The sequence below is a fragment of the Azospira inquinata genome (genome assembly GCF_018905915.1).
In the GTDB taxonomy this organism is placed as follows: Bacteria; Pseudomonadota; Gammaproteobacteria; order Burkholderiales; family Rhodocyclaceae; genus Azospira; species Azospira inquinata.
In genome coordinates this window covers 2,772,414-2,785,887 of the sequence record NZ_CP064782.1, presented here as the reverse complement: position 1 = coordinate 2,785,887, position 13,474 = coordinate 2,772,414, and the positions used below count along the sequence as shown (strand labels likewise).

The following is a 13,474-nucleotide window of genomic DNA, read 5'->3' as shown; positions in this document are numbered from 1 at the left end:
GGCCCAACGGAGGACTAGCTCAAGCCCCCCCAAGTTGGCCCCTCAGGCTTCGGCCACCAGTTCCACGGTTTGCCCGCCGAATTCCACCTGCTGACCGGGATGGAGTTTGGCCCGCTTGCGCCGTTCCAGCGCCCCATCCACCAGCACTTCCCCCGCTTCCACCGCCGCATGGGCGGCACCGCCGGAATCGCACAGGCCAGCGGCCTTCAGCAGTTGATCCAGCTGGATGTGATTCCCCCGCACCGGGAAACGAATCGTCATGGCATTAGGCTCCCAAAAAAGGCCGCCATTGTCCTCCCTCCCCGGGCCCCTGACCAGGGTGGCGGGAGAGGGGCCCGGGCCCTAGTTTTCCCCCCGATAACCCCGGATTTCCGCCAGGTCGTCCGCCACTTCCTGCTGGATTTCGTCCAGCTCCTCTTCGTCGAAACCCAGATAGTCCAGGGCCGCAACACCGTGGGCTAGCCATTCCGCTTCGTCCGGATAGCCAAGAAAATGGGCCACCTGGTGATCCGCCAGGAGGGACAGGGCCACCAGCAGCCGCACCACGGGAGACCAGGGGCCATCCTTGGCATCCAGCACATCCGGATCATGGTGAAACTGGATGGCCTGGACCACGGATTCGGGCAATTGCCAGTTGTGCCCCAGCATGGCCCCCACCACCACGTGATTGGTGCCATGGGCCTGGTTTTCCACCTCGGGCAGGGGCCGGGGAGACTGGTTGGCCTGGGCCAGGGTCTGGCGGTACTCGGGGAAACGCTGCATCAGCAGGGGAATGCCGCAATCGTGGAAGAGCCCGTAGGTGTAGGCGTCTTCCGCCGCCACGGCGGGCAGGCGCCGGGCCAGCCGGGAGCAGGTCACGGCGTGGAGATTGGAGCGTTCCCAGAACCGGTCCATATTGAAGCCGGGAGGGGTCAGGGCCTTTTGCAGGGAAAGGCCGGACACCACGCTGAGGATATTTTTCAGCCCCAGCACTGCCGTGGCCTGCTGCACACTGCGCACCTTCTGGCGCAACCCGAAATAGGGGGAATTGGCGGTCTTCATCATGGCCGCGGCCAGCCCCACGTCCCCGCTGATGAGACTGCTGATTTTGATGAAATCCACCTCGTCCTGTCGGGCTTCAGAGAACAGAGCCATGAGCACACTGGGACAAGGGGGAATAGCAATGGTTTTGAGCAGGTCGGCCACCTGGCCGGCCCCGATTTCTTCCACGGGATGTTCTTGAAACATGGTGGAAAGCCTCCGACGGTGGGGCCCGCGCCCCTGGGGGATGGATCGGGCCATGAAATTAGCGCTTGTTCGCCATTCTAAAGGGAGGCGTTTTTCGGGATTTGATAATGATCAAAACCATCACTAATCCTGGCGACATATCAGCTTTTGCTCACATTCCCCGTCCCCGGGGCCCCATGCCCCTTCCGGCCCCGGAAAATATTTGGTAGATTTACCAAATTCTTTTTTCAGGTACCGGGAAGCCCTCCCCCATGTCCGTCAAAGAACGGCTCCTCGAAGCGGGGGTGACCCTGCTCCGGGAGCAAGGCATCGCTGCCCTGACCCAGCCCCGCATTGCCCGCCAGGCCGGGGTCAGCCAAAGCCACCTGACCTACTACTTTCCCACCCGCAATGTGTTGCTGCTGGCCATTGCGGAGCACTCCATTGCCCAGGATCTGGCCCAGAGCCAGCAACATCTGGAAAACCTCCCCCCCACCCTGGAACACTTTAGCCAGGCCCTGGCCTATCTGCCCCGTATCCGCATGATGCTGGGCCTGATGGTAGCCGCTGACCAGGACCCGGCCCTGCGGGAAGCCCTGGGCCTCTTTGTCCAGCGCCTGCGCCAAACCCTCACCGGGCTCCTTTCCCGTAACGGCCAGCCCCCGGCCCCAGCCCGGGTCCTGCTGCTCCACGCCACCCTGGTGGGCCTGGCCTGCCTCAATCTGGCCCAGCAAAGCGACCAGTCCCGCCAGGACATCGATACCGCCCTGGGCACCCTGCTCCCCCTTCTCAGCACTCCCCTCCAGCCATGATTGCCACCCTCTGCCTCCGCCCGGCGGCCTTTTCCCTTCCCGCCCTGGCCAGCGCCCTGCTCCTGACCGCCTGTAGTCCCCAGGGCACGGCCACCTACAGCGGTTATGTGGAAGGGGATTACCTCTATCTGGCAGCGCCCCAGGCCGGTTATCTGGCCACCCTGGACATTCCCCGGGGCCGCCGGGTAACGCCGGGCACCCGGGTCTTTGCCATTGCCCAGGACCCGGACAAGGAAGCCCTGGCGGAGGCGGAGGCCAAAACCGGGGCGGCCCGGGAAAAGCTGGCCAATCTCCAGGCCCCCCGCCGGGCCAGTGAAATCGCCTCCCTAGAAGCCCAGCTGGCGGCAGCGGAGGCCAATCTGCGCCTGTCCCGCACCCAGTACGCCCAGCAACAGGCCCTGGCCCACCAGCACTTCGTCTCCCAGGCCCGGCTGGACGAGGCCACCGCCGCCCGGGACCGGGATACGGCCCAAGTGGAGGCGGCCCGGCAGCAACTGGCCAATTACCGGCAAAGCCTGGGACGCCAGGCCGAACTGGCGGGAGCCCAGGCGGATTGGGCAGCCGCGGCGGCCCAGGCGGCCCAGAAACGCTGGGCCGTGGACCGGAAAACCGTCCAAGCCCCGGTGACGGGGGAAATCAGCGATACCTACTACCGGCCCGGGGAATGGGTGGGGGCGGGCCAGCCCGTGGCCGCCCTGCTCCCGGACACCCGGCGCCGCCTGCGCTTTTTCGTTCCGGAAACCGCCCTGGCCCGCTTTACCCCGGGCACCCGGGTGGAAGCCCGGTGCGACGGCTGCGCCCGACCCGTGACCGGGGTGGTGGATTTCGTCGCCGCCCAGGCCGAATACACCCCGCCCGTAATCTACAGCCAGGGCAGCCGGGAAAAGCTGGTGTTCCGGGTGGAAGCTGCTCCGGCGCCGGATCAGGCCGCCGGGCTCCATCCGGGCCAGCCCATCGACGTGACCCTGGCGGGTGGACCCAAGCCATGAGCTCCGTCATCGACGTGACCGGGCTGAACAAGCATTTCGGCCCCCGTCACGTGGTCAAGGACCTTTCCCTGCGGGTGGAGGAAGGGGAAATTTTCGGCTTTCTCGGCCCCAACGGCAGCGGCAAAACCACCTCCATCCGCATGCTCTGCGGCCTCCTCACCCCGGACAGCGGCCAGGGCACCTGCCTGGGCCTGGACGTGCTGCGGGACAGCGCCGCCATTAAGCGCCAGGTGGGCTACATGACCCAGCGCTTTTCCCTCTGGGAAGACCTGACCCTGGCGGAAAACCTGAATTTCGTCGCCCGCATGTTCGGCATGCCCCGGCGCCGGGAAGCGGTGGCCCGGGCCCTGGCCGACCTGGGCCTGAGCGGTCGGGCCAGCCAGCTGGCGGGCACCCTGTCCGGGGGCTGGAAACAGCGTCTGGCCCTGGCCGCCTGCCTGCTGCACCAGCCCCGCCTGCTGCTCCTGGACGAACCCACCGCCGGGGTGGATCCCCAGGCCCGGCGGGACTTCTGGGAAGAAATCCACCGGCTTTCCGCCGCCGGTATTACGGTGCTGGTTTCCACCCACTACATGGACGAAGCGGAACGCTGTCACCGCCTGGCCTACATCGCCTATGGCCGCCTGCTGGCCTCGGGCACGGCCCCGGAAGTGGTGGCCGGCCAGGGCCTGGTCACCTGGTCCGTCACCGGTCCCCAGCTCAACCGGCACGGGGAAGTGCTGCGCCGCCTGCCGGGGGCGGAACAGGTGGCCAGCTTTGGCACCGCCCTCCACGTCAGCGGTCGGGACGGGGGGCGCCTGGGTCCGGAACTCCTGGCCTACTCCAAGGCCCAGGGACTCACCGCCGAGCCGGTGGCCCCCTCCCTGGAAGACGCCTTCATCCACCTCATGGCGGGTCAGGCCGACCCCCTGGCGGGCTAGATCATGGATCGTCTGGCAGCTTTTTTCTCCCTGGAGAGGGGCGTCCTGCTTGGTTCTTCCTTTTCGCCCCGCCCTGATGGGCCTGGGGCAGCCTATTCCGGAGACTCCCGTCCATGAGCCCCGCCCCCTCTACCTCACCCAAGGGGCTGGCCCGTCTCGCCCATGCCTTCTCCTTCTCCCGCTGGCTGGGCATCCTGATCAAGGAATTCATCCAACTCAAGCGGGACCGGCTCACCTTCGGCATGGTCATCGGCATTCCCCTGATCCAGCTCCTGCTCTTCGGCTACGCCATTAATTCGGACCCCAAACACCTGCCCACCGCCGTGGTCATGGCCGATCCCGGGCCCTTTTCCCGGGCTTATCTGGCGGCCATGGGCCACAGCGACTACTTCGCCCTGCTCGGCACCACGGACGCCGCCGGGGCGGAAGCCCTGCTGGACCGGGGGGATGTCCAGTTCGTGGTCACCTTTCCCCCCAATTTCAACCGGGATCTGGTGCGAGGCACCGCCCCCACCCTGTTGGTGGAAGCGGACGCCACGGACCCCATGGCCACCAGCGGCGCCATCAGCGTTCTCAACCAGCTGGGCCAGACCGTCTTCGCCCCGGACCTGCCCGGTCGCGGCGCCCCGGGGCTGGAACCCCGGGTCGGCGCCAATCCGGGGGTGGATTTGCGCCTGCACCGGCGCTACAACCCGGAGGCCCTCACCGCCTACAACATCGTCCCCGGGCTCCTGGGGGTGATCCTGACCATGACCATGGTAATGATGACCAGCCTGGCCATGACCCGGGAAAGGGAACGGGGCACCTTTGAAAATCTCCTGGCCACCCCGGCCACCCCCCTGGAAGTGATGACCGGCAAGGTGGCGCCCTACGTACTCATCGGCCTGATCCAGGTGGTCCTGATTCTGGCGGCCGCCCGCTGGCTCTTCGCCGTGCCCATGCTGGGCAGCCTGCCCCTGCTCTGCGCCGTGGTGCTGATCTTCATCTGCGCCAACCTGACCCTGGGCATCACCTTCAGCTCCCTGGCCCGCAATCAGCTCCAGGCCATGCAGATGACCTTCTTTTTCTTCCTGCCCTCCATGCTCCTCTCCGGCTTCATGTTCCCCTTCCGGGGCATGCCCGCCTGGGCCCAGACCGTGGGCAGCATCCTGCCCCTCACCCACTTCCTCATCCTGGTACGGGGCATTCTGCTCAAAGGCAACGGCCTGACCCAGATTTGGCCCCACCTGTGGCCCATCCTGGCCTTCATGGGCGCCGTTCTAGGCCTGGGGCTGAAGACTTTCCGGCGTACTCTGGACTGAGGCTGGCCCAATAGGGCCATAAGGGCCATAAAAAAGGGCGGAAAATCCGCCCTTTTTTATGGGGAGCCGCCAACCTGCATCGGGGCCCAATCAAACCCAAACTACTCGGTTTCCACCGGCAGGAAATACTTGCTCATTTCTGCGTCGATGCCCTTGCGCAGGTCCATGAGCTTCAGAGCATATTGTTCCAGGGCCTTGTCCGATTCGCTGACCGGTTCCCACTTGTCCACCGGGGTGGGGTTGCCGTGGTCGTTCACCGCCACGAATACCATGACGCAATGGGTGGTCTTGGTGAATTCCCCGTCCTTCAGGTCCCCGGCCCGCACATCCACGGAGATGTGCATGCTGGTGCGGCCCGTGTAGATAACCCGGGAGGTCACTTCCACCAGGCTACCCACCAGCACGGGCTTGTAGAAGCGGATACCGCCCACGTAGGCGGTGACGCAATAGCGCCCGCTCCAGCCCACGGCGCAGGCATAACCGCCCTGGTCGATCCATTTCATCACCGTGCCCCCGTGCACCTTGCCGCCGAAATTCACATCGGTGGGCTGGGCCAGGAATCTTAGGGTAATTTCACGCTGTTTCTCTGACATGATCTTATGTTCCGTCTTTTTATGAGGTCGAACCGGGATTTTAACCCGTTTGGCGCCCCTTTTCCCGTGGGAAGCCCCATCGTTGCTGGACTTTTTCCCGGTTTGTCCGGCTTTTACCCCTTGGGAGAGAGGGTTAAGGCCTTTTTTACCAGCGGCCATCACCCCATTTCCCCACGGGGCAGGGGCGCCAGACCGTGGCGCCGCCGGGCCCGGGCGCAGGCCTCATCGGTCACCCCCACTTCCGCCAGGGGATTGAATTCCCGGCAGGGGGAAGGACGGGAAGCATAAAGGGAGCAGCCCACAGCCACCCCCACCTCCCCCTCCAGGGCCACGCAGCGGGGCGGCTGGGCGTCCGTACCGGCCATGCGCACCAGCTGGGCGGTCACCGGCACGGTGAGTTCCCGGGGCACCCCCTCTCCCCAGGCGTAAGCCCCCCCGGCCAGCTCCGCCGGATGAAAATCCACCCGGTAGGCAGCACAGCAGGCGCCGCAGCGCTGACAGGGGGACAGTTCCCCGGCGGGGGCAGGAGCGACCGACCGTTCATCCAGGGAGGAGGGGCCGGTTTTTGAGGAAGGGGTAGGCTGGGTGGAAGCGTTCATGGGCCAATTTTAACCGAGGCGTCCCCGGGTATCCCCAAGGGTTTTTCCAAACCATGGCCATCGGCTTTTCCCCCCGCCTGTGCCAGAATGGGGGCGCGGAAACCGGCCATCCCCAATGTATCCCTAGTCGGAGGAGAGCCTGGGCCTTGGCCGTCCCGGTCATAGGGACGGAGCGCCTTAATTGACGGGCGTTTCCAGCCTATTGCCTTTTTTCTCAATAGGCATAAAGTTATAGAAAATTCAGACGTAGATTTCAGTAGGGCCATCCCGTCTTGGCCCAAGAACCTTACAGGAGAGCCCCCATGAGCGTGAGCGCAGTGAATGCCAGTTCGGTATCCGAACTCTACCGTGCCCAAAGTACCCGCCAAACGGAAGCCGCCGATCAGGCCAAGCAACTCCGGGCCAGCCAGGAAAAGCAGGATCAACAGACCCAGCAAGCCCCTAAGGCAGCCGCCCCTTCCGTAAATACCAGCGGCCACACCGTGGGCCAGTTGATCAACACCCAGGCCTGAGTTCAGTCTCCCCCTATCAGCCCGCCGAAAAAGGCGGGCTTTTTTGTTCACCGGTACCGGGAGAAACCAGGGCAGGAGGAATAGGTTCAGGCGGGCGCCCTGCCCTTTGCCCTTTGCCCTTTGCCCTAAAAGCCCGGAGCCCGGAGCCCGGGCGGCTGGGCTGGGCTGGGCTGGGCTGGGCTGACCGCTGACCGCTGACCGCTGACCGCTGGCGGGTGGCGGGTGGCGGGTGGCGGGTGGCGGGTGGCGGGTGGCGGGTGGCGGGTGGCGGGTGGCGGGTGGCGGATGGCGGATGGCGGAAACCAACGTGCCACCCACATGGCCGGACACATAGGGGTGGCGGCATTGCGGCGCTTTCATCTAGCCCCATTCTGCACCCTACCCGCCCCTCCAAAACAACAGGGCACGGCCTAGACGCACCCTCAGTCCCGGGGGACTTCCAGAGAAAGGATGGACGCAGGCGCCACCCCGGCTTCGGCCAAGGTCCGCGCCAGCAGGGCGGATACGGCGGGCACCGTGGTCAAGGGCCGCAGGGCCAGCAGCAGGGTGGCGGCCTCCGGCCAGGTGCGGCGTAGGAGATTGAGCCAGAGTTTGAGACGGCCCGGGGCATGGTGGGGCGCCACCTTGGCCAGCACCCCCTGCCAATAGGCGTGGAGATAGGGCAAAAGGACCAGCCAGTCCGCCGGCCCCGCCTGCTCCGGAGCCAGCCCCCGAATGCGCCGGGCCAGGAAGGGGTCCGCCACCGCCCCCCGGCCCACCATCACATCGGCCGCCCCGCTCACCGCCCGGCAGCGGCGCCAATCCGCCACGCTCCAGACTTCCCCATTGGCCACCACAGGCACACTCACCTCTTCCCGGATGCGGGCCACCCATTCCCAATGGGCCGGGGGCTGGTAGCCCTCTTCCTTGGTCCGGGCATGGACCACCAGCCAGGCGGCGCCCCCCGCCGCCAGGGCCCGGGCGCAATCCAGAGCCCGGGCCGTATCCCCAATGCCCAGGCGCATTTTGGCGGAAACCGGCACGGTGGCAGGGACGGCGGCCCGTACCGTGGCGACGATGCGCTGCAGCAGCTCCGGGTCCGCCAGCAACATGGCCCCGCCCCCGTGCTTATTCACGGTCTTGGCGGGACAGCCGAAATTGAGATCGATACCGTGGGGGGCCCAGGGCGCCAGACGGGCGGCATTGCGCCCCAGCCAGTCCGGGTCGCTGCCCAGCAGTTGTACCACCATGGGAGTACCCGCCGGGGTGCGGGCCCCCTGGGCGATTTCCGGGCAAAGGCGCTGATAGGAACGGAGGGGCAACAGGGAGCCGGACACCCGGATAAACTCGGACACGGCCCCGTCGTAACCGCCGATGCGGGTCAGAATGTCCCGCAGCACATAGTCCGCCAGCCCCTCCATGGGGGCCAGCCAGAGGCGCCCGTCCAGCGGCCCCCGCAACTCACCCCCTACGTTTTGCCCTGCCATCATGCCACTCCCCATCCCTTCGCCCCCAAGGGGAAGGCCGGATCTTCCCGCCCCATGGCCGGGTACCCACCTCCCCAGGAGGCGGGATTTTCCACATTTTGCCGGGGGGAGGAAACCGTTACCGCTCCCGCAGGGCCTCGTTGGCCTTATTGAAGGGCTTGAGCAGGTAATTCATGATGGACTTGCTACCGCTCTTGATATCCGCCGTCACCACCATGCCGGGCACAATGGGGAAGGCCTTGCCCGCCTTGTTTTTCAGCTGGTCGCTGGCGGTACGGATATAGATCCGGTAGTAGTAATTGTCCTTTTTGATTTCGTCCTGGATGGTGTCCGGGGAAATAACGCTGACCCGGCCCTTGAGCCCTCCATAGATGGAATAGTCGTAGGCGCTGACCTTAACGATGGCTTCCTGGCCCGGATGGATAAAGGCGATGTCCCGGGGCGAAACGTGGACTTCCACCAGCAGCTGCTCGCCGCTAGGCACAATGGACATGACCGTGCCGTTGGGCGGAATAATGCCCCCCACGCTATTCACCTGGATATCCTTCACCACCCCCCGCACCGGAGCCTGCAAGGTCAGGCGATTGAGGGAGTCTTCCCGGCCTTCCGTAATGGATTTCTGGGCAGCCATTTCCGCTTCCGCCTTGGACAGTTCTTCCCGGGCCTTGACCTGATACTGGCTGAGCAAATCTACCTTTTTCGCCTGAAGTTCGCTCACCTGGCGGCGCAGGCGCAGCACTTCCACCTGGCTGGCGGCCCCCTTGGCCGCTAGGGGCTCGGTCAGATCCAGTTCGTTGCGGATCAGGCGCAGGGTATTGTCGATGGCAGCCAGATTGTCGTTCAGCCCCTGTTTCCGGGAGTGGTAATAGGAGGTTTCGCTCTTCACCAGTTCCGGGTCTTTAAGCACCTCCGGGGGAAACGCCAACGGGGCGTTGTTAAGCTCGGCCCGCAGCCGGGCAATGGTGGCCTGGGCCGCCCGCATACGGGATTCGCTTTCCCCCACGGCGGAGGCTGTACGGGTCCGGTCCAGCTGGGCCAGGACCTGGCCCACATTGACCATGTCCCCTTCATGGACCCGCAGATTGGTGAGGATGCCCCCTTCCAGGGACTGGATGAGCTGATCCTTGGAGGTGGGCACAATTTTCCCCGTGCCCGTCACCACCTCATCTAAGTCAAACAGGCTGGCCCAAATCCAGAACACCACCAACACCGCCAGCAGCAGATACACGGTCAGGGAAGCGCCGGGCAGATGCTCCCCGACGGTCAGGGCATGGGCAATGCGGTCCGACAGATTTTTCCGTCCCCCGGTCCCGGCCTTGGGCAGGGCACTGGGGGGCATAACGGCCCGGGGCTGACCCGGGGCCTTTTCCGGTTGTTTCCCGGTTTCCAAATCCTTCATCCTAGGCTCCCTGATCCGGCGTAGTTTGTCCCGACAGCTGGGCCAGCACCCGCTCCTTGGGGCCATCCAGCACCACCCGGCCATTGTCGATAACCACAATGCGCTCCACCAAATGGAGCAGGGCCAAACGGTGGGTGGCCACCACCAGGGTGCGGCCGGGAACCCAGGCGCTCAGCTTCTCCACCAGGGCTTTTTCACTGGCGTCGTCCAGCCAGGTGGTAGGTTCATCCAGCAGCAGGATATTGGGCCGGATAATCAGGGTCCGGGCCAGAAGTATGGCCTGGCGCTGGCCCCCGGAAAGACCGTAGCCCCCTTCCTGGATCACATAGTCCAGACCACCGGGCAGCCCCTGAACAAAATCCAGGGCCCCCGACAGGCTCAAGGCTTCAAAAATTTCCTGATCCGACGCCAGGGGTTTGCCCAGGGCAAGGTTTTCCCGCAGGGTGCCGAAAAAGAGCATGGGGCTCTGGGTCAGGTAGGCCACGTCCCGCCGCACATCCGCCGTATCCAGCAGATGGAGGGCAATGCCGTCCAGCATCAATTCCCCCTTCTGGGGAGTGCGCATCCCGGAGAGCACATTGAGCAGGGTGGATTTCCCCGAGCCGTTACGGCCCAGAATGGCGACCCGTTCCCCGGCCTGAATTTCCAGGGACAAATTCTGGAGCACGGGCTTGGTATTGGCTTCCCCGTAGGTATAGGCCACCTGGTTCAAGGTGTAATGGCCCAGCAAATTGGGCCGATGCACCCGGCGCTCCCCTTCCGGCTGGTCCACCCCCTTCTGCATCAGCTGATCCAGACCTTCCTTGGCCACCTTGGCCTGCTGCCAGCGGGCAAAAACCCCGGAAAGCATGGCCAGGGGCGCCAGCATGCGGGAAGACAGAATGCTCACCCCCACCAGGCTACCGGTGGTGATTTTGCCATCCATGACCAGATAGGCCCCCACCAGCAAAATGGTGGCATAGACCAGGCTCTGCACCTCCTGTATCCACCCCAGCAGCATGTTGGTCAAAAAGCGCTGCTTGACCCCCAGGGTGGCTGCTACCTCATTGACGTGGTTCCATTGGGCCTGCACCCGGGGTTCGGCCCGGAGCAATTTGATGTCCTCGATGTTCTGTACCGACTCCACCAGAATGGCGTTGCGGATGGAGGATTCCCGCAGGCCTTCCCGGGAAAATTCCGCCAGGGGCTTTTGCACCAACAGGCCCGGAATCACCAGGAGCAGCATGGCCGCCATGGGCACCCAGACCAGTTCCCCGCCGATGAGCCAGACAATGCAGACGAAAAAGACGAAAAAGGGAATATCCGCCAGTACCCCCACCGTGGTGGAGGCCGCCATTTCCCGGATCTGCTCCAGCTCCCGAATCTGGGCGATGAAGGAGCCCGTGGATTTGGGCCGCTCATCGTTTTTGATGCGCAGGGCCCGGCCAAAGACCATGTCGGATATACGTAAATCCGCCCGTTTGCCCACGTAATCCGAAATGTGGGCCCGCATCAGGCGAAAGATGAATTCGAAGACAATGGCCAGCAAGACACCGCCGAACAGCACCCACAGGGACGGCTCGGATTGGGCCGGAATCACCCGGTCATAGACCTGCATGGAAAAAATGGTGCCCGCCAGGGCCAGCACATTGGCCCCCATGGACGCCAGGGCAATATCCACATGCCGTTTCCAGTCCTGGCGCAGAATGTCCCACAGCCAATTGGCCTGAACGGGCTTGATATATTCATCCACCCGGCTGTCGGAAAGGGAGCGCAGGGGACGGAAAATGCCGATCTTATGGGCTTCCCGGGCCAAATCCGCCGAACTGAAAAGGGAAGCGATACCCCCCTCCCCGCTCAGCAGGACCTTGGCCTGGCCTGCGCCGTCCAGCCCCACCACCACCCCCACCTGACCGGCGGCGAATTCCACCACTAGGGGCAAATGGACCGGGTCCAGCAAACTGGGTTCACAGGCCAGGAAACGGCTATCCAAGCCAATGCGCCGGGCGATCCGGGTCAGCAACTCATCGCCGGACAAGCCCTGGCGCCAGGTAATTTCCCCCTTGGCCTGTTCTTCCGAACACTCCACCCGGTAGTGGCGGGCCACCACCAGCATGGCTTCGAGCCAGGCCTCGTAGTTCTGGGGGTTCTGCCGGATATTAGGACTCATGGTTCGATATCCATCCCTTGAATATTGCTGTTATCCAGGGCAAACACTTCACGTATTTTTCCGGTCACGGCGAAATACTCCACCATCATTTCCCACATATCGTGTTCCGTATTAATCACGTCCGTACGGGCCTGATAGATTTCACTAACGGAATTGAGCAAATCAATCAGGGAGCGGGTGCCCAACTTATATTGGTCCCCGTACAAGTCGCTGGCCTGGGAAATACTGGCCACCCGATCTTTTTGCAACGCCAGGCGCTGCTGTATCCCCAGCACCTGCACCTTCAGGGAGCGAATGGAGTCCGCCGCGTCCAGGCGCGCCTTATCCACCCGGGCATCCGCCCCCCGCAGGCTTTCCCGGGCGGCCCGGACCCGGGCCTGGGTCATACCGCCTTGAAACACGGGGCTGGTCACATTGACGGAAGCCACGTGATACCAGTTATTGGAGGTGGGGTCCGCCGGATTGACCGAGCCCTGCCAGGGTTTGCTGGCATCCACATCAAAGGAAATGGTGGGGTATTGGTCCGCCACGGCGGATTTCACCGCCCCCTGGGCAATGGCCCGATCCGCCACCGCCACCACCACCTTGGGGAGCAGGTTCAAATCCACTTCCTTGGGGCTCCACGCCTGCTCTAGTTCCCGCTCAGGGCTTTCCAGCCGGGCGGGTAACTGGCCGCCGCCGAGGAAGGACTGCAAATGCTCCCGGGCCTGATCCAGCATAGTGTTCTGCTGGCGCAGCAGGGCATTGGCGGATTCCAACCGGGACTTGGCCTGGAGAAATTCGGAGGCGGTGATGACCCCGCCCTGGTAGCGCATGCGCACCAGTTCCACGATATCCGCCACCGCCTTCTGCTGCTGCTGGGCTGCCAGGAGAGCCATTTGGTAGCGATGCACCGTATTCACCGCCTGGGCCGCCTGCATGGCCGTATCGTCGATCTGGGCAAAGGCCTGGGCCTGCTGCTTCAGCACATTGGCCCGAGCCTGATCCACCTGGCCTTCCACCTTGCCAAAGTCGTAGAGCATCTGGGAGGCGGAAACGGAAAATACCCGGCTATTGCCGTAGTAATTGCTGTATTTGGCCGTATTCACCCCAGCGGTGAATTTGGGGTAATAACCGGCTTTAGCCACATCCACATTACCCTGCTGCTGGGCCAATTGGGCCAGGGCGTCCCGAATGGCCGGATGGTTTTCCACCGCAATCCGGGCCAGGGACCACATATCCGCTGGGAAATTAATATGTTTGGAAAACTCCGAAAGGGGGGCCGGCTGCTTTTCCCCCGACAATTCGTAAGACAATTTCAGCATACTCAAGGGGGCATTATCCCCATCCCCCCGGCTGTCTTTCGCCAGCAATCCCCCATTGGCTTTTTTATCATTGGCGCCCTGGGGAAAAACAGCGGAGGCCGCCAACACCCCCACCACAAAAACAGAAAACTTTATTAGACGCATGCACATCTCGCGATGTCGAAATATCGGACCTATTACGGTTAATCACAGCGGGTTGTCCTTCTCCCATTCCTGCCGGACAG

General features: G+C 63.9%; 13 protein-coding genes. 5 read left to right on the top strand and 8 right to left on the bottom strand.

What is annotated here, in order from left to right; all coding sequences use genetic code 11:
- Window positions 1–42: 42 nt before the first annotated feature.
- Both Azoinq_RS12675 and Azoinq_RS12670 read right to left on the bottom strand, forming a co-directional pair.
- On the bottom strand, window positions 43–261 hold the full coding sequence (locus Azoinq_RS12675) for an RNA-binding S4 domain-containing protein (protein ID WP_216128543.1): 219 nt from the start codon (window positions 259–261) through the stop codon (window positions 43–45).
- Window positions 262–342: 81 nt separating this feature from the next.
- Window positions 343–1,227: an HDOD domain-containing protein gene (locus Azoinq_RS12670; RefSeq protein ID WP_216128545.1), complete on the bottom strand. Its 885-nt coding sequence runs from the start codon at window positions 1,225–1,227 to the stop codon at window positions 343–345.
- Between the two features lie 251 nt (window positions 1,228–1,478).
- Between Azoinq_RS12670 and Azoinq_RS12665 the strand changes: the two genes are divergently transcribed.
- From Azoinq_RS12665 to Azoinq_RS12650, 4 genes are all read left to right on the top strand, one after another.
- On the top strand, window positions 1,479–2,018 hold the full coding sequence (locus tag Azoinq_RS12665) for a TetR/AcrR family transcriptional regulator (RefSeq protein WP_216128547.1): 540 nt from the start codon (window positions 1,479–1,481) through the stop codon (window positions 2,016–2,018).
- Window positions 2,015–3,007 carry an HlyD family secretion protein gene (locus tag Azoinq_RS12660; protein WP_216128549.1) on the top strand — a complete coding sequence of 331 codons (993 nt, stop codon included), beginning with the start codon at window positions 2,015–2,017 and terminating at the stop codon, window positions 3,005–3,007. The genes Azoinq_RS12665 and Azoinq_RS12660 overlap by 4 nt, the downstream gene beginning before the upstream one ends.
- A complete protein-coding gene (locus Azoinq_RS12655; protein WP_216128551.1) occupies window positions 3,004–3,927 on the top strand; it encodes an ABC transporter ATP-binding protein in 924 nt (307 codons plus the stop codon). The genes Azoinq_RS12660 and Azoinq_RS12655 overlap by 4 nt, the downstream gene beginning before the upstream one ends.
- A gap of 113 nt (window positions 3,928–4,040) precedes the next feature.
- The gene (locus Azoinq_RS12650; RefSeq protein ID WP_232368486.1) at window positions 4,041–5,228 is read left to right on the top strand and encodes an ABC transporter permease; all 1,188 of its coding nucleotides are present in this window, start codon (window positions 4,041–4,043) and stop codon (window positions 5,226–5,228) included.
- A 101-nt stretch (window positions 5,229–5,329) separates the two neighbouring features.
- Here Azoinq_RS12650 and Azoinq_RS12645 read toward each other — a convergent pair whose 3' ends face one another.
- Window positions 5,330–5,821: an acyl-CoA thioesterase gene (locus tag Azoinq_RS12645; RefSeq protein WP_216128553.1), complete on the bottom strand. Its 492-nt coding sequence runs from the start codon at window positions 5,819–5,821 to the stop codon at window positions 5,330–5,332.
- Window positions 5,822–5,979: 158 nt separating this feature from the next.
- A complete protein-coding gene (locus Azoinq_RS12640) occupies window positions 5,980–6,420 on the bottom strand; it encodes a YkgJ family cysteine cluster protein (RefSeq protein ID WP_216128554.1) in 441 nt (146 codons plus the stop codon).
- Between the two features lie 302 nt (window positions 6,421–6,722).
- Here Azoinq_RS12640 and Azoinq_RS12635 point away from each other — a divergent pair, with 302 nt between their 5' ends.
- Window positions 6,723–6,932, top strand: a complete 210-nt coding sequence (locus Azoinq_RS12635) for a hypothetical protein (protein ID WP_216128556.1) — start codon at window positions 6,723–6,725, stop codon at window positions 6,930–6,932.
- 422 nt (window positions 6,933–7,354) lie between these two features.
- Here the strand turns inward: Azoinq_RS12635 and Azoinq_RS12630 are convergent, their stop codons facing one another.
- The 4 genes from Azoinq_RS12630 to Azoinq_RS12615 all read right to left on the bottom strand — a co-directional run bounded on the left by Azoinq_RS12630 (window position 7,355) and on the right by Azoinq_RS12615 (window position 13,394).
- Window positions 7,355–8,401, bottom strand: coding sequence for a tRNA dihydrouridine synthase (locus Azoinq_RS12630; RefSeq protein ID WP_232368485.1), 1,047 nt, complete (start codon window positions 8,399–8,401; stop codon window positions 7,355–7,357).
- A 115-nt stretch (window positions 8,402–8,516) separates the two neighbouring features.
- Complete coding sequence (locus Azoinq_RS12625) at window positions 8,517–9,797, bottom strand: HlyD family efflux transporter periplasmic adaptor subunit (RefSeq protein WP_232368484.1); 1,281 nt, start codon at window positions 9,795–9,797, stop codon at window positions 8,517–8,519.
- A 1-nt stretch (window position 9,798) separates the two neighbouring features.
- Complete coding sequence (locus tag Azoinq_RS12620) at window positions 9,799–11,946, bottom strand: type I secretion system permease/ATPase (RefSeq protein WP_216128558.1); 2,148 nt, start codon at window positions 11,944–11,946, stop codon at window positions 9,799–9,801.
- Window positions 11,943–13,394: a TolC family protein gene (locus tag Azoinq_RS12615; RefSeq protein WP_216128560.1), complete on the bottom strand. Its 1,452-nt coding sequence runs from the start codon at window positions 13,392–13,394 to the stop codon at window positions 11,943–11,945. Before Azoinq_RS12615 ends, Azoinq_RS12620 begins: the two co-directional genes overlap by 4 nt.
- Window positions 13,395–13,474 lie beyond the last annotated feature (80 nt).